This window comes from Flavobacterium sp. (assembly GCF_049590715.1).
In the GTDB taxonomy this organism is placed as follows: Bacteria; Bacteroidota; Bacteroidia; order Flavobacteriales; family Flavobacteriaceae; genus Flavobacterium.
In genome coordinates, this window is the sequence record NZ_JBAWDL010000250.1 from 1 (window position 1) to 24709 (window position 24709).

The window sequence follows — 24709 nt, forward strand, 5'->3', positions numbered from 1 at the left end:
GAGGTAGTAGATAATATTTGCCCCAATACAGAGGATGTTTGGTTAAGATGGGCGGCATTGTTGCACGACATTGGAAAAGCACCAACGAAGAGATTCAATAAAAAACAAGGTTGGACGTTTCACGGTCACGAATTCCTGGGTGGTAAAATGGTCAAAAAAATATTCGAACGCTTACACATGCCTTTGAATCAAAAAATGAAATTTGTTCAAAAAATGGTGATGATGAGCTCGCGTCCTATTGTTTTGTCACAGGATTTAGTTACGGATTCGGCGGTGCGTCGATTGGTTTTTGATGCTGGCGAAGATGTAGAAGATTTGATGACCCTTTGCGAGGCGGATATCACCACTAAAAACCCAAATAAATTCAAAAAGTACCATAACAACTTTATCATTGTTCGCCAAAAAATTGTAGAAGTGGAGGAGAAAGATTCTATCCGTAATTTTCAACCACCTATCACTGGAGAACAAATCATGGAAATTTTTGATTTGAAACCTTCAAGAGAAATTGGAATGCTCAAAGAAGCTGTAAAAGAAGCAATTCTGGAAGGAGAAATCCCTAATGAATATGATGCGGCTTATGCTTTTGTTTTAAAAAGAGCCGAGAAGTTAGGGTTGAAGAAAGTAGCTAAGTAACTGAGGTACTGAGGCAATAAAGTACTAAGTAAATAAACAATGAATAATAAACTTTAGATACTTAGTCTCCCATAGAAACTCTGAATCTTATAAACTATAAAAAATAATAAACATTAGGTTCTTAGTCTCTTAGGAACTCAGAATCTCAGAAACTAAAAAAGAATGACACAAAACAAATCTGTTATCTACTGGTTACTTACAGGATGCTTCCTGTTATTTTTGATGGTAACTGTGGGTGGAATCACCCGATTGACGAACTCTGGTTTATCGATGACCGACTGGCATTTAGTAACCGACACCTTCCCTCCGCTTACCGAAGCCAAATGGAATGCGGCTTTTGAAGAATACAAGAAATTCCCTGAATATCAAAAAATCAATATTCATAATGATTTCCAACTTTCAGATTATAAATTTATTTATTTCTGGGAATGGTTTCACCGTTTTATTGGTCGCATTATTGGAATGGTTTTCTTAATTCCCTTTGTGTACTTTTTAATCAAAAAGAAATTAGATTCAGCTACTATAAAAAAATGCTTGATATTACTTTTTATGGGTGGTTTTCAAGGTTTTTTAGGTTGGTTTATGGTTAGAAGCGGACTAATTGACAACCCTGATGTCAGTCATTTTAGATTATCTCTTCATCTTACTTTTGCTTTTATCACGTTTGCCTATACATTATGGGTTGCTTTGGATTTAATTTATCCAACCCGAAAACTACCCAATTTGAATTTACGAAAAACAGCCCGTTACGCTCTTGTTTTTTTATTACTTCAAATTATTTATGGAGGTTTTGTTGCTGGTTTGAATGCTGGATTGATTCACAACCATTGGCCCTTAATGAGTGACGGACAATTCATTCACGACAGTGTGTTTATCGAACAAAAAACGCTCTTATTGAATCTTATTGAAGGTAAAAGTGGTGTTCAATTTGTACATCGTACGTTGGCTTATGTTGTTGTATTTTTTATTGCATTACTCTATTTTAAAAGCAAAACAGCCATTTTAGATCACGGTCAAATCAAAGGAATCAATCTATTATTAATTTTAGTTTTGGTACAATTTCTTTTGGGAGTATTAACTTTATTGCTTCACGTTCCGTTATGGTTGGGATTAGCGCATCAAATCAATGCTTTTTTCTTGTTAGCAACCATGACTTATACGTTACACAGACTATCTAAATAGTAAAAAAAACCGCAAATTCGCAAATTTTTTTAATATATTGTATTTTTAATAGTGACAACAAATTTGCGCTAATTCCGCTTAAAGCAATTTAAAATCAAAATCATTTAAAAAAAATTTGCGAATTTGCGGTAAATAAACTCATGTGATTGATCTGCCTAAATAACCTGTTTTTTACTATCTTTATTACTTGACTATATTGTCACATTTCTTTGTTTATATACAAAAATGTCAAAACTCGCCTCAAAAGACCAATTTATTGATTTATCAGATTACGGAAGACCTTTTGGGACATTCCTTGCTAAGCAATTAAAAAATACCCGCTTCACTCCTATTGATGTTACTTTACTCTTTGGTATTTCAGGCTTAATTGCTATTTACTGTATTTTGCAAAATCATTATTATTGGGCTGGTTTTTTCATTATTTTGAAATCCATTATCGATGCAGCTGATGGCGAATTGGCTCGCATAAAAAACACGCCTTCTTATACAGGACGTTATTTGGACAGTATTTTTGACATAATACTGAATTTGATGTTTTTATCAACTATTTGTTATGTTTCCAAAACTTCATTTGTATTTACTATCATTGCTTTCATCTGTATTCAACTGCAAGGAACATTATACAATTACTACTATGTGATTTTGAGAAATAAATCTGTTGGAGGAGATGCCACTAGTAAAATATTCGAATACAAAACACCAAAAGCATTGCCCGGTGAAAAACAGAAATCAGTAAATATTATGTTTTTTATTTATACTATTGTTTACGGGAAATTTGATCAAATCATTCACAGTTTGGACCCAAATGCTTATAAAGTTAAAACCTTTCCTAACTGGTTTATGACTTTCGTATCTTTATATGGGTTAGGATTTCAATTACTAATTATCACTTTTATGTTAGTGTTTGATTGGATTGAAGTAATCGTACCTTTTTTTATTGTTTATTCTGTATTTATTTTCATTCTAATATCCATTAGAAGACTTTATATCAATCAGATATAGTTTTTTTTCATTAAAAACACCTATTGACAAAATTCTATTTTGTAATTTTAGATTAATTTATTCAAATGAAAAAGTGGAATTTCTTTTTTATCCTATTTATTATTGCATTAATCAGTTGTACTGGAAGCAAATCGCTAGTTCAACATCCAAATACAAACATAACGCAAGGGGATACCATTCGAATTGCTAATGATTCACTTGAATATGAAGTGATTATTATTGACTCTGGTTTTAACAGCTGGTTAACAAGTCGTGCATTTCCACGAAATTATCATACACAAGCCTATTTAGAGAACAAAAACCTTTTTTACGTTAATGAATGGAATAATCGAGTCCTTCAACCCCAGAGGTATAGTCCCAGATTATACGAAATGACTATAAACTATGATCCACACATTAATTACGGATACGAAGTCAATTACCTGATTTATAATTATATGATTTTTTTTCAAAATACTTACAAACAAAAACTGTACGGTAATGCACCTCTGAGATAATGTTCTTATATTTGTAAGGATTCAAAATAAAATGAAAAAATTAAAAGAACGCTGGGCAATTGAATCAAACTTTCAATTGACAATTATCATTATCGTTTTTGCCATTACAGGCTCCACGTCAGCTTTGTTATCTACCATTGTCTGTGGCTGGATGGGGATTTATAAAAGTGATTTAGGATTACTTTTTACTCCTTTTCGATTAATTTTAATTTTCCCAATATACCAAGTTTTATTAGTTTTGATTGGTTTTCTTTTTGGACAATTTAAATTCTTTTGGGAATTTGAAAAAAAGATGTTACATAAAATGGGATTTGGATTTTTATTTAAATAAAAAAAATGATTACTACACTAGCAATTACTTTGTTCACGATTTTTTTATTCCTTTCTGGAATTCATTTCTATTGGGTTTTGGGTGGTAAATGGGGTGTTGGATCAGTTTTCCCGACAAAACCAGGCGACAAAAACCCACAATTCCCAGGAGTAATTCCGACCAGTATTGTTGGGATGGCTTTATTCACTATTGGATTATTTTATTTAACTCGCGTGGGGATTCTACCTATTAAACTCCCTTACTTTCTTAATCAATACGGATTAAAAATAATTATAAGTTTATTCATAATAAGAGCAATTGGTGAATTCAATTACATTGGTTTTTTTAAGAAATATAAAGAAACAAAATTTGGCATCAACGATACCAAATATTATTCTCCTCTTTGTTTACTAATAGCCCTTTTAACTTTTATACTAGACTACAACCTTTAACCCATAGTTATTCTTTCAGTTTATCTTTAAAAACTTTATGAAGCTTTTGAATTTTAGGAGTGATTATAAAGGAACAGTATCCTTGTTCTTTATTTCCATTGTAGTAATTGTGATGATAATCTTCAGCAACATAAAAAGTAGTCGCTTCTGAGATTTTGGTCACAATTGGACTAGGGAATACCTCTTCTTCTGTTAGTAATTTGATAAAATCACCAGCAATTTCTTTTTGACTTTCATTTGTATAGAAAATTTCGCTTCGATATTGTGTTCCAACATCATTTCCTTGACGGTTTAATGTTGTAGGGTCATGTGTCACAAAAAATACCTCCATAAGTGTTGCAAATGATATTTCATTAGGATTAAATACAATTTGTATGGCTTCTGCATGCCCTGTTTGACCAGTGCAGATCTCTTTATAGGTAGGATTAGGTGATTTACCTCCAATGTACCCTGGAGCCACTTTCTGCACCCCTTTTAACTCTAAAAAAACTGCTTCAGTACACCAAAAACAACCTCCTGCTAATATTGCTACTTCAATTTCATCCATTTTATACATCTTATTTTCTTAAAAGTTATGACTGCTATTCAAATTTAAGCTATTCAAAGGACAGAACTCTTTTGTTTTAACTAAAATTTATAAATACTCTTCCTTATTTCCTTCGCCAAATTATTAAATTCTTTGTTTCTTTGCTAAAATTGATTCAAATGATTCAGGCAAAAAATTTACATAAATATTACGACCAACTTCAAGTTTTAAAGGGAGTCGATTTACACATACAAAAAGGCGAAATCGTTTCTATTGTAGGTGCCTCGGGAGCTGGAAAAACAACACTTTTACAAATTTTGGGCACTTTGGATCATCCCGCTACAAAAGATGATGTCCAGCTAAACATCAATAATCAGGATATTTTATCGATGAACGATAAAAGCTTGTCTAAATTCCGAAATTTGAATTTGGGTTTTATTTTCCAATTTCATCAATTATTACCTGAGTTTACGGCTTTAGAAAATGTTTGCATTCCTGCTTTTATTGCTAATAGACCCAAAAAAGAAACGGAAACGGAAGCCAAAAAATTATTAGACTATTTAGGTTTATCACACCGAATCAATCACAAACCTAACGAACTTTCAGGAGGAGAACAACAACGTGTCGCCGTAGCTAGAGCGTTGATCAACAAACCTGCTATTATTTTTGCTGATGAACCTTCGGGAAATTTAGACACACATTCTGCCGAAAACTTACACCAATTATTTTTTAAACTGCGTGATGAATTTGGACAAACCTTTGTTATCGTTACCCATAACGAAGAGCTAGCTAATATGGCTGACAGGAAATTAGTAATGGTGGATGGGCAAATAAGTTAGAAGTTGGGAGTTAGAAGATGAAAAATATCCAACTATACTCAAAATGTTTAATTTTTAAACTTAAAAACTCAGCTTCTTAGAACCTTAGTTCTTAAGCACTTCAAATAAAAAAATGACCAAATCCGAACTTAAAGACTTTCTGGACGAAAAAGTAATTCAATACAACACACTTGATTTTATTGAAAGTGATCCTGTGCAAATTCCGCATTTATTTACACAAAAAGAGGACATTGAGATTGCAGGTTTTTTGAGTGCTACTATTGCGTGGGGAAATCGTACGATGATTATCAAAAATAGTCATCGGATGATGGAGTTGATGGGGAATACACCTTATGATTTTATCATGTCACATACGGATACTGATCTAGAACGACTGGAATCTTTTGTTCACAGAACTTTCAATAGCTTAGATTTTACGTTTTTTATCCAAAGCCTACAAAATATTTATAAAAACCATAATGGTCTCGAAGCTGTTTTTGCTCAAAATCAAGAACCTCATTCGATGCAAAAAAGCATATCCAAATTCAAAAAGACCTTTTTCGAGATTCCTCATTTACCTCGCACACAGAAACATATTTCAGATCCCTTGAATAATTCAGCAGCCAAGAGGATTAATATGTACCTGAGATGGATGTGTCGCCAAGATAATAAAGGCGTTGATTTAGGAATTTGGAAAAGCATTTCACCAGCGGCACTTTCTTGTCCATTGGACGTTCATTCTGGAAATGTTGCACGTAAATTAGGACTACTAACTCGAAAACAAAATGATGGTAAAGCTTTGTCCGAATTAGACTTAAAACTTCGTGAGTTAGACCCCATAGACCCGTCTAAATATGATTTTGCATTATTTGGATTAGGTGTTTTTGAAGGATTTTAATCTAAATAATTAATAAACAAACCCTTTAATCTCAAAGAATTTATTTCTAAAAACAAAAAAATACTAAATTAAATATAGTATCACTTACCACAACAAAAAAACGTTTTTAGGAATGATTAATTCAGCCTCCATTATTATAAGTACATTGGAATTTTATATAGACAAATACACTCAGTAATTAATTGTTACAATTAAACTCATTCTCATGCCAATGCTAGTATCCTTATAAAAAACGTATCTTTGCACAAAATATACGTTTTATGAGCACTTTTGAGCAATTTAATCTTCCCAAATCAGTACTAAAAGCCGTTGAGGATTTAGGATTTGAAACCCCTACTCCTATTCAAGAAAAATCATTTTCTGTTATCATGTCTGGGCGTGATATGATGGGAATAGCGCAAACAGGTACTGGAAAAACCTTTGCTTATTTACTGCCGTTATTAAAGCTATATAAATTTACTACCACGCATACACCTAAGATTGTGATACTCGTTCCTACTCGTGAATTAGTTGTTCAAGTAGTCGAAGAAATCGAGAAATTAACCAAATATATGTCTGTTCGTACTATTGGGATTTTTGGGGGAGTTAATATCAATACCCAGAAAAAAAATGTGTACATAGGAACGGATATCCTAGTGGGAACTCCAGGTAGAACCATGGATTTAGCCTTAGATAACGTAGTACGTTTTGAAGAAATTCAAAAGCTGGTTATTGATGAGTTTGACGAAATGTTGAACTTAGGTTTTAGAACCCAATTGACAGCACTATTAGCCATGATGCCCAAAAAACGTCAAAACATCTTATTCTCTGCAACGATGACAGATGAAGTTGATGCCGTTTTGAATGACTATTTTGATTATCCTGAAGAGGTTACCCTTTCAGCATCAGGAACACCATTGGAAAACATTGCACAAATCACTTATAATGTTCCCAACTTTAATACTAAAATAAATTTACTGAAACACTTGTTAGCCACTAACGAAGACATGAGTCGTGTCTTGGTTTTTGTGAATAACAAAAAGATTTCGGATATGGTTTTTGAGCGTATCGAAGAAGATTTTGAAGGACAATTTGGTGTAATTCACTCTAATAAATCACAAAATTACCGTTTGACCACCATGGCTAGTTTCCAAGAAGGTAATCTTCGCGGACTGATTACTACGGATATTATGGCAAGAGGATTGGATATTTCAAACATTACTCATGTCATCAACTTTGAAATGCCTGAATTTGGTGAATTGTACATGCACCGTATCGGTCGTACAGGTCGTGCTGATGCTACAGGAACAGCAATTAGTTTCATCACTCCAAGGGAAGAAGAAGCGAAAGTCGAAATTGAAGTATTGATGAATATGGAATTGATGATTGAAGATTTTCCTGAAGAAGTTGAAATATCAATGAAATTAATTGAACCTGAAAAAGAACGTCAGGTCATCAAATTTAACAAAAAGAAAAAACCAGACGGTGATGGTGCTTTCCATGAAAAAGCTAAGAAGAATACCAAAGTCAACCTTGGAGGTCCGTCTAAAACCAAAAAGAAGACCCACGGTTCTGTTAACCGAAACATGCTAAAAACAAGAGCACAAAAGAAGAAGAAAAAATAACGTCCCAAAAATTATTAGGGCATGCCACCAGCCAAAAAAAAGGGCTACTATTCAGTATGATTAGTAGCCCTTTTTTCTGTCTGCTGTCGGGCTATCCGCGCTACTTCGGTAGCTTGCTTCTATCCCTCATGCGTACGATCCAAATTCAAAATTAAACTTCCAAGTTGCATTCAAAAAGTCAATGGGTAGAAAATCTATGATTAAAAAACAATAACGAATTCCCCCCTTAAACTCACAATCAATCTACTTAATAGCAGTAAACACCAAACAAACTGGTGAACACAATTCGATTTTCTTGCCAGTATCAATTAATTCCCCTGTTGTTTTGTCTCTTTTAAAAATCACCACTTCATTCGAAAATTGATGCGCTACTAAAAGAAAATTACCCGTTGGATCGATCGCAAAATTACGAGGACCGTCCCCTAATGTACTCGTTCTCGAAACAAATTGAAGTTTACCATTTTTGACAATTTTAAAACAACTAATATCATTAGCTTCCTTTCTATTTGTAGCGTATAAAAACTGTTCATCAGGTGAAATATGAATATCCGCAGCTGTAAATTTTTCTTTATAACCATCAGCTAAAACAGTTGTTTCTTGTACCAATTTCAATTTTCCGTTTTTGTACTTTAAAACCGATACCGTTCCATCTAATTCTTGCAACAAATACGCTTTTTTACCGTCTTTACTAAAAGTAAAATGTCTAGGACCACTTCCTGCTTTGAAAGCAATACTGTCTTTTAACTTTAATGGCTCTCTTGTATTTGGATCGTATAGATAGGAATAAACTTTGTCGTTACCTAAATTAGTAGCTAAAACAAATTTATATTCTGGAGTAAATTGCACCATGTGTGTATGAGATTTATCCTGTCTTTTGGAATTTATTCCTTTTCCAAACTGTTTTGCGACCTGTCTTACCGCTGTAACTCCTCCATCATTATTTTTACCAAAAACAGCCACACTCCCTCCTGAATAATTAGCCGTGATCACATTTTTTTCATCATTAATAATATAACATGGCCCTGCACTTGTAGTTTTCTCTTTGTTTATAAAATCTAATTTGCCTGATAAAGCATGGTATCGAAAAGCACTTACATAACTGTCTATCCCATTTTCATTGGCTGAATACACAACCTTATTATCACCTGAAACCGAGATAAAACTGGGATTATCGGTTTTGTTATTGGTGGCATTTTTAAAACGAAAATCCCCCGTATTAACATCAAAATCATACACATAAACCCCTTTACTATCACAACTTTTAGTATAAGTACCTATCAATAAATTAAATTTATTTTCTTGTGCTTGAAACGAAATACAAAACAATTGTACAATTACTAATAAAAGGACTTTTTTCATTATTTTTTTTTTAGAAATGCTAATTTACATATTAATATCCAAAACCATTATACGAGTGTAAACAATTGAAAAAATCCTATCAAGTCCATTCGTAACTGTTTACAAATTTGTATTTTTGGAAACAATTCACTGCTTTTTGAAGCCAATTCAAAATCAAGTAATTAATATTTACACGCAATGCATTTTAAACATCCTGAACTTTTATATTTTCTGTTGTTATTGATTGTCCCAATTTTGGTACATCTTTTTCAATTACGAAAATTCAAAAAAGAATATTTCACCAATGTTCAGTTTTTAAAAGCCCTTTCCATAGAAACTCGCAAAAGTTCTACCATTAAAAAATGGTTACTTTTAGCTTGTCGTTTGCTATTATTGATCTTTATTATTTTGGCTTTTGCACAACCTTATTTCAAGGCCAAAGAAAGCGATAATGCTACTAATGAAATGTACATCATTTTAGATAATTCCCTAAGTATGCAAGCAAAAGGCAAAAAAGGGGAACTGCTCAAACGTGCCGTTCAAGAATTATTAGAAGATTTACCCGAGAACGCATCTTTTTCGTTGTTGACAAATTCCGAAACCTTTTGGAACACTAATAAAAAAGAAATTAAAACCGAACTGCAAAATCTAAAATATAGTGCCTTGCCGTTTCAAATCGAAGCACATTTAGCACAAATAAAAGCACATAAGTCTGCTTTCAAAAAAGATATATTGATTATCACCGATGCTATTGGTTTAGACAAAAAAAAACTACTAAGCATTCGTCCAGAAGACAATACCTTTTTTGTGATTCCAAAAGCAGAACAAAAAAACAACATTGCTATCGACAGTGTTTACATTCAGGAAACACTTGAAAATTTTTATAATTTGAACGTTGAATTATCAAGTACTGGAAACGCAATTAAACCCGCTTCGATTGCCATTTATAACCAAAATAAATTGATAGCTAAAACAATCGTTACATTTGACTCCCCTAAAAAAACAATTCCGTTTACGATTCCTAAACAAGCTTTTCATGGTTATGTGAGTATTGATGATAATGGATTAGCGTATGACAACAGCTATTATTTTAGCATTTCAAAAACAAAAAAAACCACCGTTTTAAGCATTGGTGAAACCGAAAAAAGCAATTTCCTATCTCGTATCTACACTAATGATGAGTTTGAATTTCAAAACAGCACACTTTCCGCTTTGGATTACAATACTCTCGAAAAACAAGAGGCAATCATCCTAAATGAAATCGATCAAATCCCAGTAGCTTTACAAACTACATTAAAATCATTGGTCGAAAAAGGAGGTAATCTGATTCTTATTCCTTCGGCAAAAAGTACCGTTTCTCAATTGAATGCGTTGCTAACTAACTTTGGAAACATCAAATACCAATCACTTGACTCTGCTGAAAAACGAATTACAAAAATCAATTTCAACCATCCTTTATTAGCGTCTGTTTTTGAGAACCAAGTAACTAATTTCCAGTATCCCAATACCAAAACGAATTTTGGGATAATAGGTTCTTTTCCGGTGGTACTGTATTATGAAGACGGCAAATCTTTTTTGAGTTCTAAGGTGAATTCGATTAACGCTATTTCTATTTTCAGTTCGCCACTCAATCCAACTAATTCAAATTTTCAACAATCGCCATTAATTGTTCCTACCTTCTATAAAATGGCTATTCAAGGCAAAAATAATGGTATTAATGCAAGAGTTATTGGCGATTCAAAGCCTTACTTAATATCCGTAAACTTACAGAAAGATGCGATTTTGAAAATAAAAAATAAGGATGAACAATTCATTCCTATACAACAAAGGATAAACAATAAAGTACAGCTGAATTTTAATGATTATCCAGAACAGGCGGGAAATTTTGAAGTTTTTAACCAAAATCAATCAGTAGATCAACTGAGTTTCAACTACAACCGAACTGAAAGTAAGACTGCTGATTCTAATGAAAATATATTTTCAGAGTATAAAACCTTAGATTCAATAACGACTGTTTTTGATCAACTACAAACCGAACGAACAGACAGCCAAATTTGGAAATGGTTTGTTATCTTTGCACTGCTTTTTCTTGTGATAGAAATGGCGCTCATTAAATTTTTAAAATAAATGAATTTGTATTTGAATTCCACTAAAATAGAAACAATATTATGAATTTAATCATCCGAGAAGCAAGAATTATCGACCCTAAAAGTCCTTTTGATAATAAAATTGTAGACCTTATAATTGAAGATGATTCTGTTACCAAAATAGGTATAGGATTGCCTAATCCTAATAATATTGAAGAATTAAAATTAGAAAACCTGCATCTTTCTCAAGGTTGGTTTGACAGTAGTGTTTCCCTTGGTGAACCAGGTTATGAAGACAGAGAAACTATTGCTAACGGACTTAAAGTGGCTGGAAAAAGTGGTTTTACTGGTATTGCTTTACAACCCAATTCATATCCAGTAATCGATAATCAGTCGCAAATTCTTTTTGTAAAAAACAAAGCGAATGCATGTGCTACTCAGCTCTACCCTATTGGTGCGTTGACCAAAGGAAGTGAAGGAAAAGACCTAGCTGAATTATTCGACATGAAAAATGCCGGTGCAGTTGCTTTTGGAGATTATAATAAAAGCCAAGACAATGCTAATATGCTAAAAATTGCACTGCAATATGTTCAAGATTTTGACGGATTAGTGATTGCTTTTCCACAAGATGAAAAAATAAAAGGGAATGGTGTAGTAAATGAAGGTGTAGTTTCCACTAGATTGGGACTAAAAGGAATCCCAAATCTAGCCGAAGAATTACAAATTGCTCGCAATTTATTTTTAGTAGAATATACAGGGGGAAAAATGCACATCCCAACAGTTTCAACCGCTAAAGCAGTGCAACTGATTCGTGAGGCTAAAGCCAAAGGATTGCAAGTTACCGCAAGTGCTACAGTACATCATTTGGTTTTTACCGATGAAAAACTAGAAGAATTTGACAGTCGCCACAAAGTAAGTCCGCCATTGCGAACGGATATAGATCGAAAAGCCTTAATTGAAGGAGTGCTTGACGGAACAATTGACATGATTACGTCTGACCACAATCCTATCGATATCGAACATAAGAAAATGGAATTTGATTTGGCTAAAAATGGAACTATCGGACTCGAGAGCGCTTTTGGTGCTTTGATGACCGTATTACCTTTAGAAACCGTAATCGAGAAACTAACCGTTGGAAAAGCAACTTTTGGTATTAAAAGCACACCAATTGTCGAGGGAGCCAAAGCTAATTTCAGTTTGTTTAACCCCGAAGGAAAAAGTACTTTTGCTAATACATCGATACTTTCCAAATCAAAAAATTCTGCTTTCCTTGGAATGAAATTAAAAGGAAAAGTCTACGGGATTTACAATCAAGGAGAATTATTAATCACTGAATAACAACTATGTATCAAGATAAAGAAAGTAAGAACATAGCTATTATTAGCTATTTTACTATTATAGGAGCCGTAATTGCGCTATTTATGAACAATGACAAAAAAAGCGCATTTGCGTCTTTTCACATTCGTCAAGCGTTAGGGATTTTTCTATCGTTTTTTTTAATTGGGTATTTCATTGGGTATTTTGATAGCTGGACTATATCATCAGCTTTTTATTTGTTTTATTTTATCCTTTGGATATACGGATTCATGAGTGCTTTGCAAGGCGAAATGAAATCTATTCCGTTATTAGGTGAGCAGTTTCAAAAAATATTTAAAAACGTTTAATGATGAACTTATCACTAGAATTTCTCATCAGAGAACCCAAAATAAAATTAGACAAAAACCCTTTATTGCTTTTATTACATGGATACGGGAGTAACGAAGCTGATTTATTTTCATTTGCAGCAGAACTTCCTGAGGAATACTACATTATCTCAGCACGCGCGCCTTATAACATGCAATACGGGAGTTATGCTTGGTATGCCATCAACTTTGATGCTGACGAAAATAAATTCTCCGACTTGGATCAAGCTAGAGAATCCCGTGATCTAATCGCTGGTTTTATTGACGAACTGATTGCTACTTATCCTATTGACACGAAGAATGTGACTTTATTAGGCTTTAGCCAAGGATCTATTTTAAGTTATGCTATAGCTCTTTCTCACCCTGAAAAAATAAAAAATGTAATTGCTTTAAGTGGTTATGCGAATGAAGACATTATAAAAGCTAATTATCCTACCAATGATTTTAGTCATTTGCGCATTTTCCATTCTCATGGAACGGTAGACCAAGTAATTCCAATTGACTGGGCACGCAAAACGGGGCCTTTTTTAAAAAAATTAAACATTGATGCAATCTATAAAGAATATCCAATAGGCCACGGTGTTTCTCCACAGAATTTTTATGATTTTAAGGAATGGCTAGTTGAGGACAAGATTGTTTCTTAACACTAATTAATTGTATTTGAACATCAAAATGAGTTTGGCTTTTCATAAAGTCAAACTCTTTTTTTATATCTTCCCTTTTTTAATACCAAATACACTTCATCATGTCATTCATCTATAAACGTCTACTTGTATTTCTTTTTCCTTTGCTATTTTTAAGTTGCAAACAAGGTACTAGTCAAGACAATCACAAGTACACTAATGATTTAATCCACGAAACAAGTCCGTATTTGCTGCAACATGCGCACAATCCAGTGAACTGGAAAGCATGGAATCCAAAGACATTGGAACTGGCCAAAAACGAAAACAAACTCATCATCATATCTATAGGCTACTCCGCCTGCCATTGGTGTCATGTGATGGAAACAGAAAGTTTTGCAAACGACTCGGTGGCTAAAATTATGAACGATAATTTTATTTCGATCAAAGTCGATCGCGAAGAACGTCCTGATATTGACCAAATATACATGAATGCAGTACAACTGATGACAGGAAGTGGTGGCTGGCCTCTGAACTGCATAACGCTCCCCGATGGGCGTCCTATTTTTGGTGGAACCTATTTCTCTAAAGCAGAATGGAAAAAAATACTGCTTGAGATAAACGACTTCTATAAAAAAAAACCCGAAAAAGCTGTTGAATATGCTTCAAAACTTATCAACGGAATTAAAGAATCAGAAAAAATCCAGTTCAATACGACTCAAGCCGCCTTTAAAACGACCGATGTAACGCAAGCCTTAACCCATTGGGAAAAATACATCGATATTAAAAATGGTGGATTGCTTGGCGCACCCAAATTTCCTATGTCCAAAGCACTTCATTTTTTACTCCGTTATGGGTTTCAAAACAAGGATGTAAAATGGCAACAATATGTGCAAACTTCCCTTAATGCGATGGCTAATGGCGGTATTTACGATCAAATTGGCGGTGGATTTTCTCGTTATTCAACTGATGAAAATTGGCATATTCCTCATTTTGAAAAAATGCTTTATGACAATGCTCAACTCGTGAGTTTGTATGCTGATGCGTATTTGTTAACCAAAAACCCAAGTTACAAAGAAGTTGTGGATGAAAGTTTGGCTTTTGTCGAAAGAGAATTAACCGACCTTAACGGCGCTTTTTATTCGTCATTAGATGCCGATAGTAAAACCAAAGACAATAAATTCAAAGAAGGTGCTTTTTACAGCTGGAAAGTCGCCGAATTACAAGCCCTATTGAAAACCGATTTTACTCTTTTTAAAGACTATTATAACATTAACAAAACGGGACTTTGGGAAAACAACCAATACGTTTTCATTAAAACGCAAACGGATGCTGCGTTTGCTAAAAAGCATTCGATTACCAAAACTGAATTGACTAACAAAGTCAAAAACTGGAAACAAATACTCCTAAAAGCCCGAAGTAAAAGAAACCGACCACATCTAGATAATAAAACGCTAACGTCATGGAATGCCTTGATGCTTAAAGCCTATGTACAGGCGTACAAAGCCTTGGAGAATCCTCACTATTTGGCTGTGGCTATCAAGAATGCCGAATTTATTCAAAAAAATCAAACCAAGAAAGACGGTGGTTTGTACCACAATTATAAAGAAGGAAAAAGCACTATTGATGGGTTTTCTGAGGATTACGCCTTATTGATTGATGCTTACATCAGTTTGTACCAAGTAACTTTAAATGAAAAATGGCTAAATCAAGCCAATAGTTTTATGAAATATACTTTGGCTCATTTTTTTGATGCTAAAACTAATATGTTTTATTTCTCCTCTAAAAACACTAAAAATCTAATCACCAAAAAAATGGAAATTCAGGACAATGCCATTCCTGCATCCAACTCGGTTTTGGCTATTGATTTGTTCCAATTAGGACATTATTTTTCGGATGCGAATTATAACAAAATCGCCACACAAATGCTCAACAACGTCAAAAAAGATGCATTAGAATATCCTACGGATTACTACAACTGGCTCAATTTAATGCTAAATTATACCGACACCTATTATGACGTGGTCATTTCTGGTCCACAGGCGGCACAAAAAATGAAGCTACTACAACGTTATTACTTGCCCAATGTTCTCTACGCTGGAGCTACAACTGAGAGCAAATTGCCGTTAATGGAAAGTCGCTTTATATCCAATCAAACTGACATTTACATCTGTGTGGAAGGTGCATGTAAATTACCCGAAACCGATGTAGCCACCGCAGTATCAAAAATGAAATAATTATTTGGACGTAATCCTATTGGCTATACTATAGTCCTTGTTTAAAACCGTGATTTTACTAGGTTGTGTCAGGAGCTTCCATAGTCACTTCCGTAAAAAAATGTTCACTTTTATTGAAAAGAAAATTCTAGCATATCATCGATACGGTAAAATTTTCTTTTGAGATAAAAGAAAAAAATTTCATTGCAGTAAATCATGAGACTCAATGAAATAAATCATTACGATTATCCCCTAGGTAATAAAAGACTTAACAAAATAACGAAACAGTGTAAAAAGGTAGCTTTGTTTTTTTTGTTTGTAAACGAATCATTAGCCAGATTATGTATTTTTACCCAATGAAAATAAAAAATGCGGTATCACTTTTTGTAGCTTTTTGCAAAACCATAGGCTACTTAACTTTATTAATGGTTGTTGTATTGTTTTTAGACAGTAACTATATTTCAGTGCGGCTAGATAACGCACAACATTATGCGACCTTTGGAATGTTAATTACATTTGCAGTCCTATTTTATAAAGCGCCAGCACGCATCAGAGAATTAATGTTATATGCGGTAATAATTGGTGTAATTGGAGAACATTTGTTTTCTCTTGGATTAAAAATGTATTCGTATAGATTAGGAAATGTGCCGCTTTATGTTCCTCCAGGTCATGCCATAGTTTATATTACCGCTATATATTTTTGTAAAAAAGCAAGTGTAAAGCAGCATAGAAAATCACTCGAAAATTATTTTGCTATATTTATTATAATTTATGCCACACTATTTTTATTGCTTGCGAATGACGTCTTTGGATTTACAATGTCATTATTAGTTCTTTATTTATTGCGAAAACATCCTAGAGAAAGACTCTTTTTTTACAGCATGTATATTGTGGTGGCTTTTTTGGAAATAATTGGAACAAACTATGGATGTTGGGTTTGGCCCAATACCGCATATGGAATTTTTCCGTTTTTAAAAAGTGCTAACCCTCCAAGTGGAATTAGTTTGTTTTATTTTACATTAGATTTGGGATGTCTATGGTTATATAAATGTAGACATAAAATAGCTTGGAATCGAATGAAACACATTAGAACATTAAAAGAAAAAAGATAGAAATCTAGTAAAATTCGGAATATTTAATCAAAAAAAACTGCATTAATTACTACTCAATGAATAGTAACTAATGCAGTTTAATCAAGGTTCTAAAAGTACCTTTAAATGAATTTTACTTCCAGAAAACTGAATAAAGCACTGCTAAAATTAATAAGATAGCAAAAGAACCTATATTAAACAAAGGGCTAGTTTTAAATAACTCTTTAGTAACAGGAATTCCTCTTTCGTCATCTTTACCATTGTTTTGCATTAAACTCAATATAACAATTATAATCATGGTCAAAACAGTAGTATATCCCATTTGATCCATAAATGGAACATCTGGCAACATCGAATCAAAACCAGACCCTGCAGCCCATCCTTTTGGTCCAATTTTAAAGAACAATGCAATTGGAATAGAAACTAAAGCTCCCCAAATAGCAGCTTTGTTTGTCGTTTTTTTCCAAAACAATCCTAACAAAAACACTCCTAAAATACCTGGACTCACAATTCCAGTATATTCTTGAATAAATTGGAATGCTTGATCAATACCACCTAAAAGTGGTGCCATAATCACAGCAATAATCAAAGCTACACCTCCAGAAATACGTCCTACGTTTACAGTTAATTTATCTCCAGCTGTTGGATTAATATATTGTTTGTAAATATCCATTGTAAAAATGGTTGAAGTTGAATTCAACATTGAAGCCAATGAAGAAACAATTGCAGCCGCTAAAGCAGCAAAAGCCAATCCTTTTAACCCTGCAGGCAAGAAATGTAATAACCAAGGGTATGCTCTGTCAGCATGACCAAGCCCAGGTAAATTTTCCATTGCCGAAGCTCCTAGTCTAGCCATAATTTCAGGATCATTAACCATTACATAAGCTGCAATTCCAGGAATTACAACGATAAATGGAATTAATAGCTTTAAAAATGCAGCCAATAAAATACCTTTTTGTGCTTCTCTTAGAGATTTTGCAGCTAAAGTTCTTTGAATGATATATTGATTGAAACCCCAATAGTAAATATTAGCTACCCAAAGACCACCAACTAAAACTCCAATTCCTGGTAAGTTAGCATATTCAGGATTTGATTTATCTAAAATCATCACAAAACGATCTGGTGCTGCATGATAAATTGTTTTCAATCCTACCCACATACCTGCTCCATCAGCAACAGTATTTAAAGCTAAGTAAGTTGTAACTAATCCACCAAGTACTAAGAAAACAACCTGAATAACATCCGTCCAAGCTACAGCAGATAAACCTCCGTATAATGAATAAGCTGCAGAAAATAATGCCAACCCAACGATTGCATACATCATATCAATTCCTAAGATAGTTTGTATAGCCAAACCTCCTAGATACATAACTGTTGTAAGGTTCACAAAAACGTATAAAGCGATCCAGAAAACAGCCAAAATCGTTTTTAAGTTAGTCGAGAAACGTTTCTCAACAAATTCAGGAATGGTATAAATTCCTTTTTCAATAAAAATAGGCAAGAAGTATTTACCAACAATAATCAAAGTAAAGGCTGCCATCCACTCATAAGAAGCAATTGCTAACCCTAAAGCAAAACCAGAACCAGACATTCCAATAAACTGCTCTGCAGATATATTTGCTGCAATTAATGATGAACCAATAGCCCACCATGGCAATGATTTACTTGCCAAAAAGTAATCTTCGGCATTTTTTTGTTCCCCTTCTTTATCACGGGAGACCCACAAACCCACTCCTAAGATTAAAACTGCATAAGCAGTAAAGACCGCATAGTCAATAAACCCAAATCCTGTTTCCATAATTAGTTTTTTCTTTTAAAATTCAATTTTTATATTTAGTTCAATGTTCAAATACGTTGTTAAAATAGCACTCAAAAAAAACACATTTTTCTGTAATTTTGATTAAAAAAACGAATACCATAAAAAAATACGGTTTTAAATAATCATTTGCAATGATACGAAAAACTTCTTTCGTAATTTAACAATACTGAAGCTTTTAATAATTGCGACGAAGCTACAAACAATCAACACACAGAAAGTCAGCATGTTAAAATAGTGTTAATGCAATTTTATATACTAAAAAAAGCACATCCAATTAACAAAGTTTATATCCAAATCGTTTTCTCCTTCTTTTCAATATACAATAAAGTGCTGTTTTTATTTTAGGAAATCCTACAACGTTGCCATTAAAAATCATAACTACCTTGATAAAATTTAAACTAATAACCTTAAATCATAAAGGAAAAATCTATTTAAATTTCATCAAGACAGCTATACATTCTATTGTAAGACCTTAAATGATATTACTAACTTCTAATTTTAGTTTCCCATTTCCAAGCACTATCCATCGCTTCATCTAACGTTGATTGAGTTTTCCAACCCAATACATTATTCGCTTTATCTGTACTTGCGTAAGCAGCTGTTACATCACCTTCGCGTCTGTCAACAATTTTATAAGGAAAAGGTTTTTTGCTTACTTTTTCAAAACTTTTGATTACTTCTAAAACAGAGCTTCCTACTCCAGTTCCTAAGTTAAAAGTTTCTACTTTTTCTAAATTCTTTTTTCCTAATAAACGTTGTAATGCTACAACGTGCGCCTTGGCTAAATCTACCACATGAATATAATCACGAACACAAGTACCATCCGCTGTTGGATAATCATCACCATATACCATTAATTCTTTGCGCAATCCAATACCTGTTTGCGTAATAAAAGGTACTAAGTTTTGTGGTACACCGATTGGTAATTCTCCAATTGCAGCAGAAGGGTGTGCACCAATAGGATTAAAATAACGCAATAAAATAGCACTAATACCACTTACTTTAGAGACATCAGTAATTACTTCCTCACCAATTTGTTTGGTATTTCCATAAGGTGACATAGCTGGTTTAATAGGTGCATTTTCATCAATTGGCAAAACATCTGCTTGACCATAAACCGTACACGAAGAACTAAAAATAAAATTAGCTTCGTCTTTTTTCTCTAATTCTTGAAGAATATATACTAGTGCCGCAATGTTGTTTTCATAGTACAACAATGGATTTTGTACACTCTCCCCAACTGCTTTGGAAGCAGCAAAGTGAATCACTCCAGCAATATCAGTATATTTTGCAAAAAAGTTTTGAACTGAAGCTTTCTCTCTCAAGTCTAACTTTTCAAAAATAGGTGTCTTTCCTGTTATAGAAACAATTCCTTTCAATACATCCTCAGACGAATTAGAAAGATTATCAATAATCACTACCTCATAACCTTCGTTTTGCAACTCAACAACGGTATGAGATCCAATAAATCCTAAACCTCCTGTTACTAATATTTTCATATGCTTTATTTTGTTTTATAGTGAACATCCGACAAGTCTCTTAACATTTGAGCACTTTTTTCAGCTGTAATATCTCTTTGTGACTCACCCATCATTTCATATCCTACCATGAATTTTTTCACGGATGCAGAACGCAATAATGGTGGATAAAAATGCATATGGAATTGCCATTCTGGATGGTCTTCCCCATCTGTTGGTGCTTGGTGAATACCTGACGAATATGGAAATGAAGTTTCGAAAAGATTATCATATTTAGCTGTTAATTTCTTCAATACCACTGCAAATGATGCCACTTCATCCTCCGTAAAGTCAGTGATTTTAGTCACATGACGTTTGGCAATAATGATCGTTTCAAATGGCCACACTGCCCAAAATGGTACCAAAGCTACAAAATGTTCTCCTTCGACAACAATACGCTCTTTAAGCGCTAATTCTTTTTCTAAATAATCAACTAAAAGGTTGGTACCGTTTTTATCGAAATACGCTTTTAAATTATTTTGTGTTTTCTCTACCTGTGTAGGCAAAGAAGACTGCGCCCAAATTTGTCCGTGTGGATGCGGATTACTACAACCCATCACACTTCCTTTGTTCTCAAAAATCTGAACATGATTTATATAGTCGATATTCCCTAAATCAGTATATTCTTTTTGCCAAGTATGTATTACATCTTCAATGGTATTTAAATCCATCTCAGGCAAAGTTAAATTATGCTTTGGCGAAAAGCAAACTACTCTTGATATTCCTCTTTCCGGTTTTGCTTTAAAAAAAGTATCGTTACTATTCTCTTCAAAATTGATTTCTTCTTGCTTCAAAGCAGCAAAATCATTTTCGAACACGAATGAACTAGTGTACTTTGGATTTAATTCTCCATTTATACGCACATTTCCTGGACATAAATAACATTCTGGATCGTGCTCTGGTCTATTATCTACCGCAACTGACTCTTTTTGACCTTGCCAAGGACGTTTTGCTCTATGAGGTGAAACTAGTACCCATTCGTTAATTAAAGGATTATATCTTCTGTGCGGATCTTCGTTGATATCGAAATTTCTCATTTTATTTTAGTTTTTATATAGTGATGTTCCGTTTGATACTTTTACATCATGTATTTTTAATTCAATTCCAAATTTATCCGAATACAGTTTTGAAAACTTCGCTTTCACTGCTTCTTCACTTCCTTTTCTCACTAATGTAATGGTACATCCTCCGAAACCACCTCCCATTAATCGAGAACCGATTACGTTTTCTTCCTCTTTAGCTAACGCTACTAAATAGTCTAATTCTGCACAACTTACTTCATAATCATTAGACAAGCCGTCATGTGTTTCAAACATTAATTTTCCTAATGTCAAAATATCTCCTTTGTCCAATGCTTCACAAGCTTGAATTACACGACTTATTTCCTTAACAACATACAAACTTCTTCTGTATACATTGTCAGTCATTTTATCCTTTAAACTTGTAACATGAGTTTCGTTACAGTCTCTAAAACTTTTAATCTCTGGGTAATTTGTTTTGATGACATCTAATCCTTCACCACATTCAATACGTCTGGTATTGTATTCAGAGGTAAACAAAGAATGTTTTACATTACTATCAAATAAGATTAAAGAATAATCCACAAAATTAGCTTCATGATACGTATAATCCAATGTTTTACAATCGATTTTGATTACTTTATTCTCTTGCCCCATTACACTAGAGAATTGATCCATAATACCACAATTAATACCTACCCAGTGCTCAGCACTTTGCCCCATTAACGCAATATCAATTGGTTTTATATTTAAATTAAATAATTCATTAATTCCATATAAAAAACCACATTCCAAAGCAGCCGAAGAAGATAGTCCTGAACCCGATGGAATATTGCTGCTAAATACACAGTTAAAACCTTCAATAGAATATCCTTTTAATTGCAATTGATTCAAAACACCTCTCAAATAGTTTGTCCAAACTGTGTCTGTCAATTCTGGTTTTGCATTCACTTCAATTTCAAAACTTTCACCTAAATCAATAGCGTGAATATTTGCCGTTTTAGTATTATTTTTTTCGAAAGCAAAACAAATAATTTTATCTATGGCTGCTGGTAAAACATACCCATCATTATAATCAATATGTTCACCAATGATATTAATTCTTCCTGGAGAAAGGATTATTTTATCAGCAGGAGCATTAAATGTTTTTTGATAAAATGATGTTGTGTCTTTAATTAAAATCTCATTCATTATCGTACTATTTGAAGTTATTTAAATCTATTATTTAGTCCCAAAGAATCATTGCTTTTGAAAACTTATAGGTTGTTTTTTGATGATATATTTCTTCAGTTTTTAAAACTGAATTAGGAAAATGGGCATGATTAGGAGCATCTGGATAATTTTGAGTTTCAAAACAAATTCCGCTTTGAGCGTGATATTCAATTCCTTCTTTATTTGTTAATGCATCAGCGGTTTTACCACCTACATAGATATGTACACTAGGTTGATCGGTTATCACTTCCATCTTAAGATTGTTTTTTGCACTTATTAATGTGGCTGCTACTTCAGTATTGTTATCTATAACAAAACTATTATCAATAGAAGCAGGACAATCTTTAGTTTTCGTATAATCGAATTCCGTATTGGTCACAGCAACAAGCTCCCCTGTAGGCACACCTTCATTTGTAATTTCAACTGTTTTATTTGATGGTATTTGCAACTGTTGATTTACTACAGTTCCTTTATGTCCATCTAAGTTAAAATAACTATGATGTGTTAAATTAATCACAGTATCCTCAGATGTGGTTGCTTTGTACTCCAAAACTAACTCATCTTCTTCGGTTAAAGTATACGTTAATTGTACATCTAAATTACCAGGATAATTTTCCTCTCCAGATTTACTATTACAATTTAATGTAACTGAAGGATTATCACCTGTTGTTACCTCTTTTATAATCCAAATTTTACGACTAAAATTTTGTATTCCACCATGTAATGAGTGACTGAAGTTATTTGTATTTAACTGATATTTTTTTCCGTTAAGTACAAATTTACTATCTTTAATTCTACCTGCATATCTTCCTACCGTTGAACCAAAATAAGGAGCACCATCCAATTCAAATGAATTTATGTAAGACTCCAAATTATCAAATCCCAAAACTACATCTACAAAAATCCCTTTAGGCAATAATAATTTCAAAGAAGTTAGAGTTGCACCATAGGTAATAATTTGCGCTTTGGTTCCTTTTTTATTCGTTAATTCACAAGAATCAACATTTTGTCCATCAGGGGTTAAACCAAATAATTTGATTAAAGAATCAGATTTTAAATGCGATATATGTTTTATTTCCATTCTTTTATTATTAATTACTAAAAACAAATTTAAAACAATTCTACACACAAACACACCAGTACCTACCAGTATTTTTGTATATTGCACAAAAATAGAATCTGATGAAATTAATTTCTATCGAAAACAACTCAGGTATTCCAAAATACAAACAAATCATTTATTCAATTGAAAAAACAATTGAAAATGGACACTTGAAAAAAGATGATAAACTCCCTTCTATCAACAAAATACGACTTGAACATTCTCTTTCAAGAGACACTATTTTACAAGCATACGAAGAACTCAAAAAAAGAGGAATAATCTATGCTATACTTGGCAAAGGTTATTATGTCAAAAGCACCCATGTCTCTATTCAGCAAAAAATATTTTTGCTTTTTGACGAATTGAATATCTTTAAAGAAGATTTATACAATTCTATTATAGAGAACATTGGTAAAGATGCTCAAGTAGATATCTTTTTTCATCATTTTAATATTAAAGTATTTGAAAAACTGATTAATGACTGCAATGGTAATTATACTAAGTACATCATTATGCCAACTAACTTACTAAATGCCAGTTACTTTATAAAAACCCTACCAGTTAATGAGGTTTACATTTTAGACCAAACCAATGATGAATTAAAATCATATCCCGCAGTCTATCAAAATTTTAAAAAAAACATATACGAAGGTTTACACAAAGAGATTATTAAACTAAAGAAACACAGCACACTTATATTAATATTCTCCGGCTTTAGAGAACCTACAGGAATAAAAATTGGTTTTGAAAACTTCTGCATTGACCATTCTTTTGATTTCGATGTAATCACAGAATTTAAAAAGCGAGAAATAAAAAAAGGAGAAGTCTATATTATCCCCAACGATAGAGATCTCGTAAGCGTAATTGAAAGATCTAAGATTCAACAATTTAAAATTGGTATCGATTTTGGAGTGATATCGTATAATGAAACACCTCTCAAAAAAATAGTTGAAAATGGCATTACCACTATTTCAACAAATTTTGAAGCCATGGGCAAAATTGTAGCCCAAATGGCTTTAAATGGTAGAAATGAACAAATAGAAAATGAATCTTCAATAATCATTAGAAATTCTTTATAAAATAA

Annotated in this window: 23 protein-coding genes; 16 read left to right on the forward strand and 7 right to left on the reverse strand. The window is 33.0% G+C overall.

Features of this window, described 5'->3' with window-relative positions; genetic code table 11:
* The 6 genes from WBQ70_RS11250 to WBQ70_RS11275 form a co-directional block, all read left to right on the forward strand.
* The coding region (locus WBQ70_RS11250; protein ID WP_423914180.1) for an HD domain-containing protein at window positions 1–633 on the forward strand (633 nt) is incomplete at its 5' end.
* Between the two features lie 162 nt (window positions 634–795).
* Window positions 796–1815 carry a COX15/CtaA family protein gene (locus tag WBQ70_RS11255; RefSeq protein ID WP_423914183.1) on the forward strand — a complete coding sequence of 340 codons (1020 nt, stop codon included), beginning with the start codon at window positions 796–798 and terminating at the stop codon, window positions 1813–1815.
* Window positions 1816–2040: 225 nt separating this feature from the next.
* Window positions 2041–2817, forward strand: coding sequence for a CDP-alcohol phosphatidyltransferase family protein (locus WBQ70_RS11260; RefSeq protein ID WP_423914185.1), 777 nt, complete (start codon window positions 2041–2043; stop codon window positions 2815–2817).
* Between the two features lie 65 nt (window positions 2818–2882).
* Window positions 2883–3314: a DUF6146 family protein gene (locus tag WBQ70_RS11265; protein ID WP_423914188.1), complete on the forward strand. Its 432-nt coding sequence runs from the start codon at window positions 2883–2885 to the stop codon at window positions 3312–3314.
* A gap of 31 nt (window positions 3315–3345) precedes the next feature.
* Window positions 3346–3645, forward strand: coding sequence for a DUF6787 family protein (locus tag WBQ70_RS11270; protein WP_423914190.1), 300 nt, complete (start codon window positions 3346–3348; stop codon window positions 3643–3645).
* Between the two features lie 5 nt (window positions 3646–3650).
* Window positions 3651–4076, forward strand: a complete 426-nt coding sequence (locus WBQ70_RS11275; protein WP_423914193.1) for a DUF3995 domain-containing protein — start codon at window positions 3651–3653, stop codon at window positions 4074–4076.
* A gap of 7 nt (window positions 4077–4083) precedes the next feature.
* On the opposite strand, the gene msrA is transcribed toward WBQ70_RS11275, so the two are convergent.
* Complete coding sequence (msrA, locus tag WBQ70_RS11280; protein WP_423914195.1) at window positions 4084–4623, reverse strand: peptide-methionine (S)-S-oxide reductase MsrA; 540 nt, start codon at window positions 4621–4623, stop codon at window positions 4084–4086.
* A gap of 158 nt (window positions 4624–4781) precedes the next feature.
* Here msrA and WBQ70_RS11285 point away from each other — a divergent pair, with 158 nt between their 5' ends.
* From WBQ70_RS11285 to WBQ70_RS11295, 3 genes are all read left to right on the forward strand, one after another.
* The gene (locus WBQ70_RS11285) at window positions 4782–5441 is read left to right on the forward strand and encodes an ABC transporter ATP-binding protein (RefSeq protein ID WP_423914197.1); all 660 of its coding nucleotides are present in this window, start codon (window positions 4782–4784) and stop codon (window positions 5439–5441) included.
* A 112-nt stretch (window positions 5442–5553) separates the two neighbouring features.
* Window positions 5554–6318: a TIGR02757 family protein gene (locus WBQ70_RS11290; protein WP_423914199.1), complete on the forward strand. Its 765-nt coding sequence runs from the start codon at window positions 5554–5556 to the stop codon at window positions 6316–6318.
* Window positions 6319–6578: 260 nt separating this feature from the next.
* Complete coding sequence (locus tag WBQ70_RS11295) at window positions 6579–7922, forward strand: DEAD/DEAH box helicase (RefSeq protein WP_423914201.1); 1344 nt, start codon at window positions 6579–6581, stop codon at window positions 7920–7922.
* A gap of 243 nt (window positions 7923–8165) precedes the next feature.
* Here WBQ70_RS11295 and WBQ70_RS11300 read toward each other — a convergent pair whose 3' ends face one another.
* Window positions 8166–9281, reverse strand: a complete 1116-nt coding sequence (locus WBQ70_RS11300) for a lactonase family protein (protein ID WP_423914203.1) — start codon at window positions 9279–9281, stop codon at window positions 8166–8168.
* Window positions 9282–9458: 177 nt separating this feature from the next.
* Here WBQ70_RS11300 and WBQ70_RS11305 point away from each other — a divergent pair, with 177 nt between their 5' ends.
* The 6 genes from WBQ70_RS11305 to WBQ70_RS11330 all read left to right on the forward strand — a co-directional run bounded on the left by WBQ70_RS11305 (window position 9459) and on the right by WBQ70_RS11330 (window position 16977).
* Window positions 9459–11387 carry a BatA domain-containing protein gene (locus tag WBQ70_RS11305; RefSeq protein WP_423914206.1) on the forward strand — a complete coding sequence of 643 codons (1929 nt, stop codon included), beginning with the start codon at window positions 9459–9461 and terminating at the stop codon, window positions 11385–11387.
* Between the two features lie 41 nt (window positions 11388–11428).
* Window positions 11429–12685, forward strand: coding sequence for a dihydroorotase (locus tag WBQ70_RS11310; protein WP_423914209.1), 1257 nt, complete (start codon window positions 11429–11431; stop codon window positions 12683–12685).
* 5 nt (window positions 12686–12690) lie between these two features.
* Window positions 12691–13011 (forward strand): DUF4870 domain-containing protein, encoded by a 321-nt coding sequence (locus WBQ70_RS11315; RefSeq protein ID WP_423914212.1) that lies wholly within the window; start codon window positions 12691–12693, stop codon window positions 13009–13011.
* Between the two features lie 2 nt (window positions 13012–13013).
* Window positions 13014–13673, forward strand: a complete 660-nt coding sequence (locus WBQ70_RS11320) for an alpha/beta hydrolase (RefSeq protein ID WP_423914246.1) — start codon at window positions 13014–13016, stop codon at window positions 13671–13673.
* Between the two features lie 101 nt (window positions 13674–13774).
* Window positions 13775–15886, forward strand: a complete 2112-nt coding sequence (locus WBQ70_RS11325; RefSeq protein ID WP_423914214.1) for a thioredoxin domain-containing protein — start codon at window positions 13775–13777, stop codon at window positions 15884–15886.
* A 335-nt stretch (window positions 15887–16221) separates the two neighbouring features.
* Window positions 16222–16977: a hypothetical protein gene (locus WBQ70_RS11330; RefSeq protein WP_423914217.1), complete on the forward strand. Its 756-nt coding sequence runs from the start codon at window positions 16222–16224 to the stop codon at window positions 16975–16977.
* A 112-nt stretch (window positions 16978–17089) separates the two neighbouring features.
* Here WBQ70_RS11330 and WBQ70_RS11335 read toward each other — a convergent pair whose 3' ends face one another.
* The 5 genes from WBQ70_RS11335 to WBQ70_RS11355 form a co-directional block, all read right to left on the reverse strand.
* Window positions 17090–18754 carry a sodium/sugar symporter gene (locus WBQ70_RS11335; RefSeq protein ID WP_423914219.1) on the reverse strand — a complete coding sequence of 555 codons (1665 nt, stop codon included), beginning with the start codon at window positions 18752–18754 and terminating at the stop codon, window positions 17090–17092.
* 506 nt (window positions 18755–19260) lie between these two features.
* On the reverse strand, window positions 19261–20274 hold the full coding sequence (galE, locus tag WBQ70_RS11340) for a UDP-glucose 4-epimerase GalE (protein ID WP_423914221.1): 1014 nt from the start codon (window positions 20272–20274) through the stop codon (window positions 19261–19263).
* 5 nt (window positions 20275–20279) lie between these two features.
* Window positions 20280–21329, reverse strand: a complete 1050-nt coding sequence (locus WBQ70_RS11345) for a UDP-glucose--hexose-1-phosphate uridylyltransferase (protein WP_423914224.1) — start codon at window positions 21327–21329, stop codon at window positions 20280–20282.
* A 6-nt stretch (window positions 21330–21335) separates the two neighbouring features.
* Entirely contained in the window at window positions 21336–22502 is a 1167-nt protein-coding gene (gene galK, locus WBQ70_RS11350) for a galactokinase (RefSeq protein ID WP_423914225.1), read from the reverse strand.
* Window positions 22503–22536: 34 nt separating this feature from the next.
* Window positions 22537–23604 (reverse strand): aldose epimerase family protein, encoded by a 1068-nt coding sequence (locus tag WBQ70_RS11355; RefSeq protein WP_423914228.1) that lies wholly within the window; start codon window positions 23602–23604, stop codon window positions 22537–22539.
* Window positions 23605–23705: 101 nt separating this feature from the next.
* Here WBQ70_RS11355 and WBQ70_RS11360 point away from each other — a divergent pair, with 101 nt between their 5' ends.
* Window positions 23706–24704, forward strand: a complete 999-nt coding sequence (locus WBQ70_RS11360) for a GntR family transcriptional regulator (protein WP_423914230.1) — start codon at window positions 23706–23708, stop codon at window positions 24702–24704.
* Window positions 24705–24709: the final 5 nt, after the last annotated feature.

Bases quoted from the DNA above. Each gene is read 5' to 3' on its own strand.
- WBQ70_RS11300 (WP_423914203.1), bottom strand. From the start codon at position 9,281: ATGAAAAAAGTCCTTTTATTAGTAATTGTACAATTGTTTTGTATTTCG.
- WBQ70_RS11310 (WP_423914209.1), top strand. From the start codon at position 11,429: ATGAATTTAATCATCCGAGAAGCAAGAATTATCGACCCTAAAAGTCCT.
- WBQ70_RS11325 (WP_423914214.1), top strand. From the start codon at position 13,775: ATGTCATTCATCTATAAACGTCTACTTGTATTTCTTTTTCCTTTGCTA.
- WBQ70_RS11275 (WP_423914193.1), top strand. From the start codon at position 3,651: ATGATTACTACACTAGCAATTACTTTGTTCACGATTTTTTTATTCCTT.
- WBQ70_RS11260 (WP_423914185.1), top strand. From the start codon at position 2,041: ATGTCAAAACTCGCCTCAAAAGACCAATTTATTGATTTATCAGATTAC.
- WBQ70_RS11330 (WP_423914217.1), top strand. From the start codon at position 16,222: ATGAAAATAAAAAATGCGGTATCACTTTTTGTAGCTTTTTGCAAAACC.
- galE (WP_423914221.1), bottom strand. From the start codon at position 20,274: ATGAAAATATTAGTAACAGGAGGTTTAGGATTTATTGGATCTCATACC.
- WBQ70_RS11360 (WP_423914230.1), top strand. From the start codon at position 23,706: ATGAAATTAATTTCTATCGAAAACAACTCAGGTATTCCAAAATACAAA.
- WBQ70_RS11285 (WP_423914197.1), top strand. From the start codon at position 4,782: ATGATTCAGGCAAAAAATTTACATAAATATTACGACCAACTTCAAGTT.
- WBQ70_RS11315 (WP_423914212.1), top strand. From the start codon at position 12,691: ATGTATCAAGATAAAGAAAGTAAGAACATAGCTATTATTAGCTATTTT.
- WBQ70_RS11295 (WP_423914201.1), top strand. From the start codon at position 6,579: ATGAGCACTTTTGAGCAATTTAATCTTCCCAAATCAGTACTAAAAGCC.
- galK (WP_423914225.1), bottom strand. From the start codon at position 22,502: ATGAATGAGATTTTAATTAAAGACACAACATCATTTTATCAAAAAACA.
- WBQ70_RS11270 (WP_423914190.1), top strand. From the start codon at position 3,346: ATGAAAAAATTAAAAGAACGCTGGGCAATTGAATCAAACTTTCAATTG.
- WBQ70_RS11255 (WP_423914183.1), top strand. From the start codon at position 796: ATGACACAAAACAAATCTGTTATCTACTGGTTACTTACAGGATGCTTC.
- WBQ70_RS11335 (WP_423914219.1), bottom strand. From the start codon at position 18,754: ATGGAAACAGGATTTGGGTTTATTGACTATGCGGTCTTTACTGCTTAT.
- WBQ70_RS11320 (WP_423914246.1), top strand. From the start codon at position 13,014: ATGAACTTATCACTAGAATTTCTCATCAGAGAACCCAAAATAAAATTA.
- WBQ70_RS11265 (WP_423914188.1), top strand. From the start codon at position 2,883: ATGAAAAAGTGGAATTTCTTTTTTATCCTATTTATTATTGCATTAATC.
- msrA (WP_423914195.1), bottom strand. From the start codon at position 4,623: ATGGATGAAATTGAAGTAGCAATATTAGCAGGAGGTTGTTTTTGGTGT.
- WBQ70_RS11290 (WP_423914199.1), top strand. From the start codon at position 5,554: ATGACCAAATCCGAACTTAAAGACTTTCTGGACGAAAAAGTAATTCAA.
- WBQ70_RS11345 (WP_423914224.1), bottom strand. From the start codon at position 21,329: ATGAGAAATTTCGATATCAACGAAGATCCGCACAGAAGATATAATCCT.
- WBQ70_RS11305 (WP_423914206.1), top strand. From the start codon at position 9,459: ATGCATTTTAAACATCCTGAACTTTTATATTTTCTGTTGTTATTGATT.
- WBQ70_RS11355 (WP_423914228.1), bottom strand. From the start codon at position 23,604: ATGGAAATAAAACATATATCGCATTTAAAATCTGATTCTTTAATCAAA.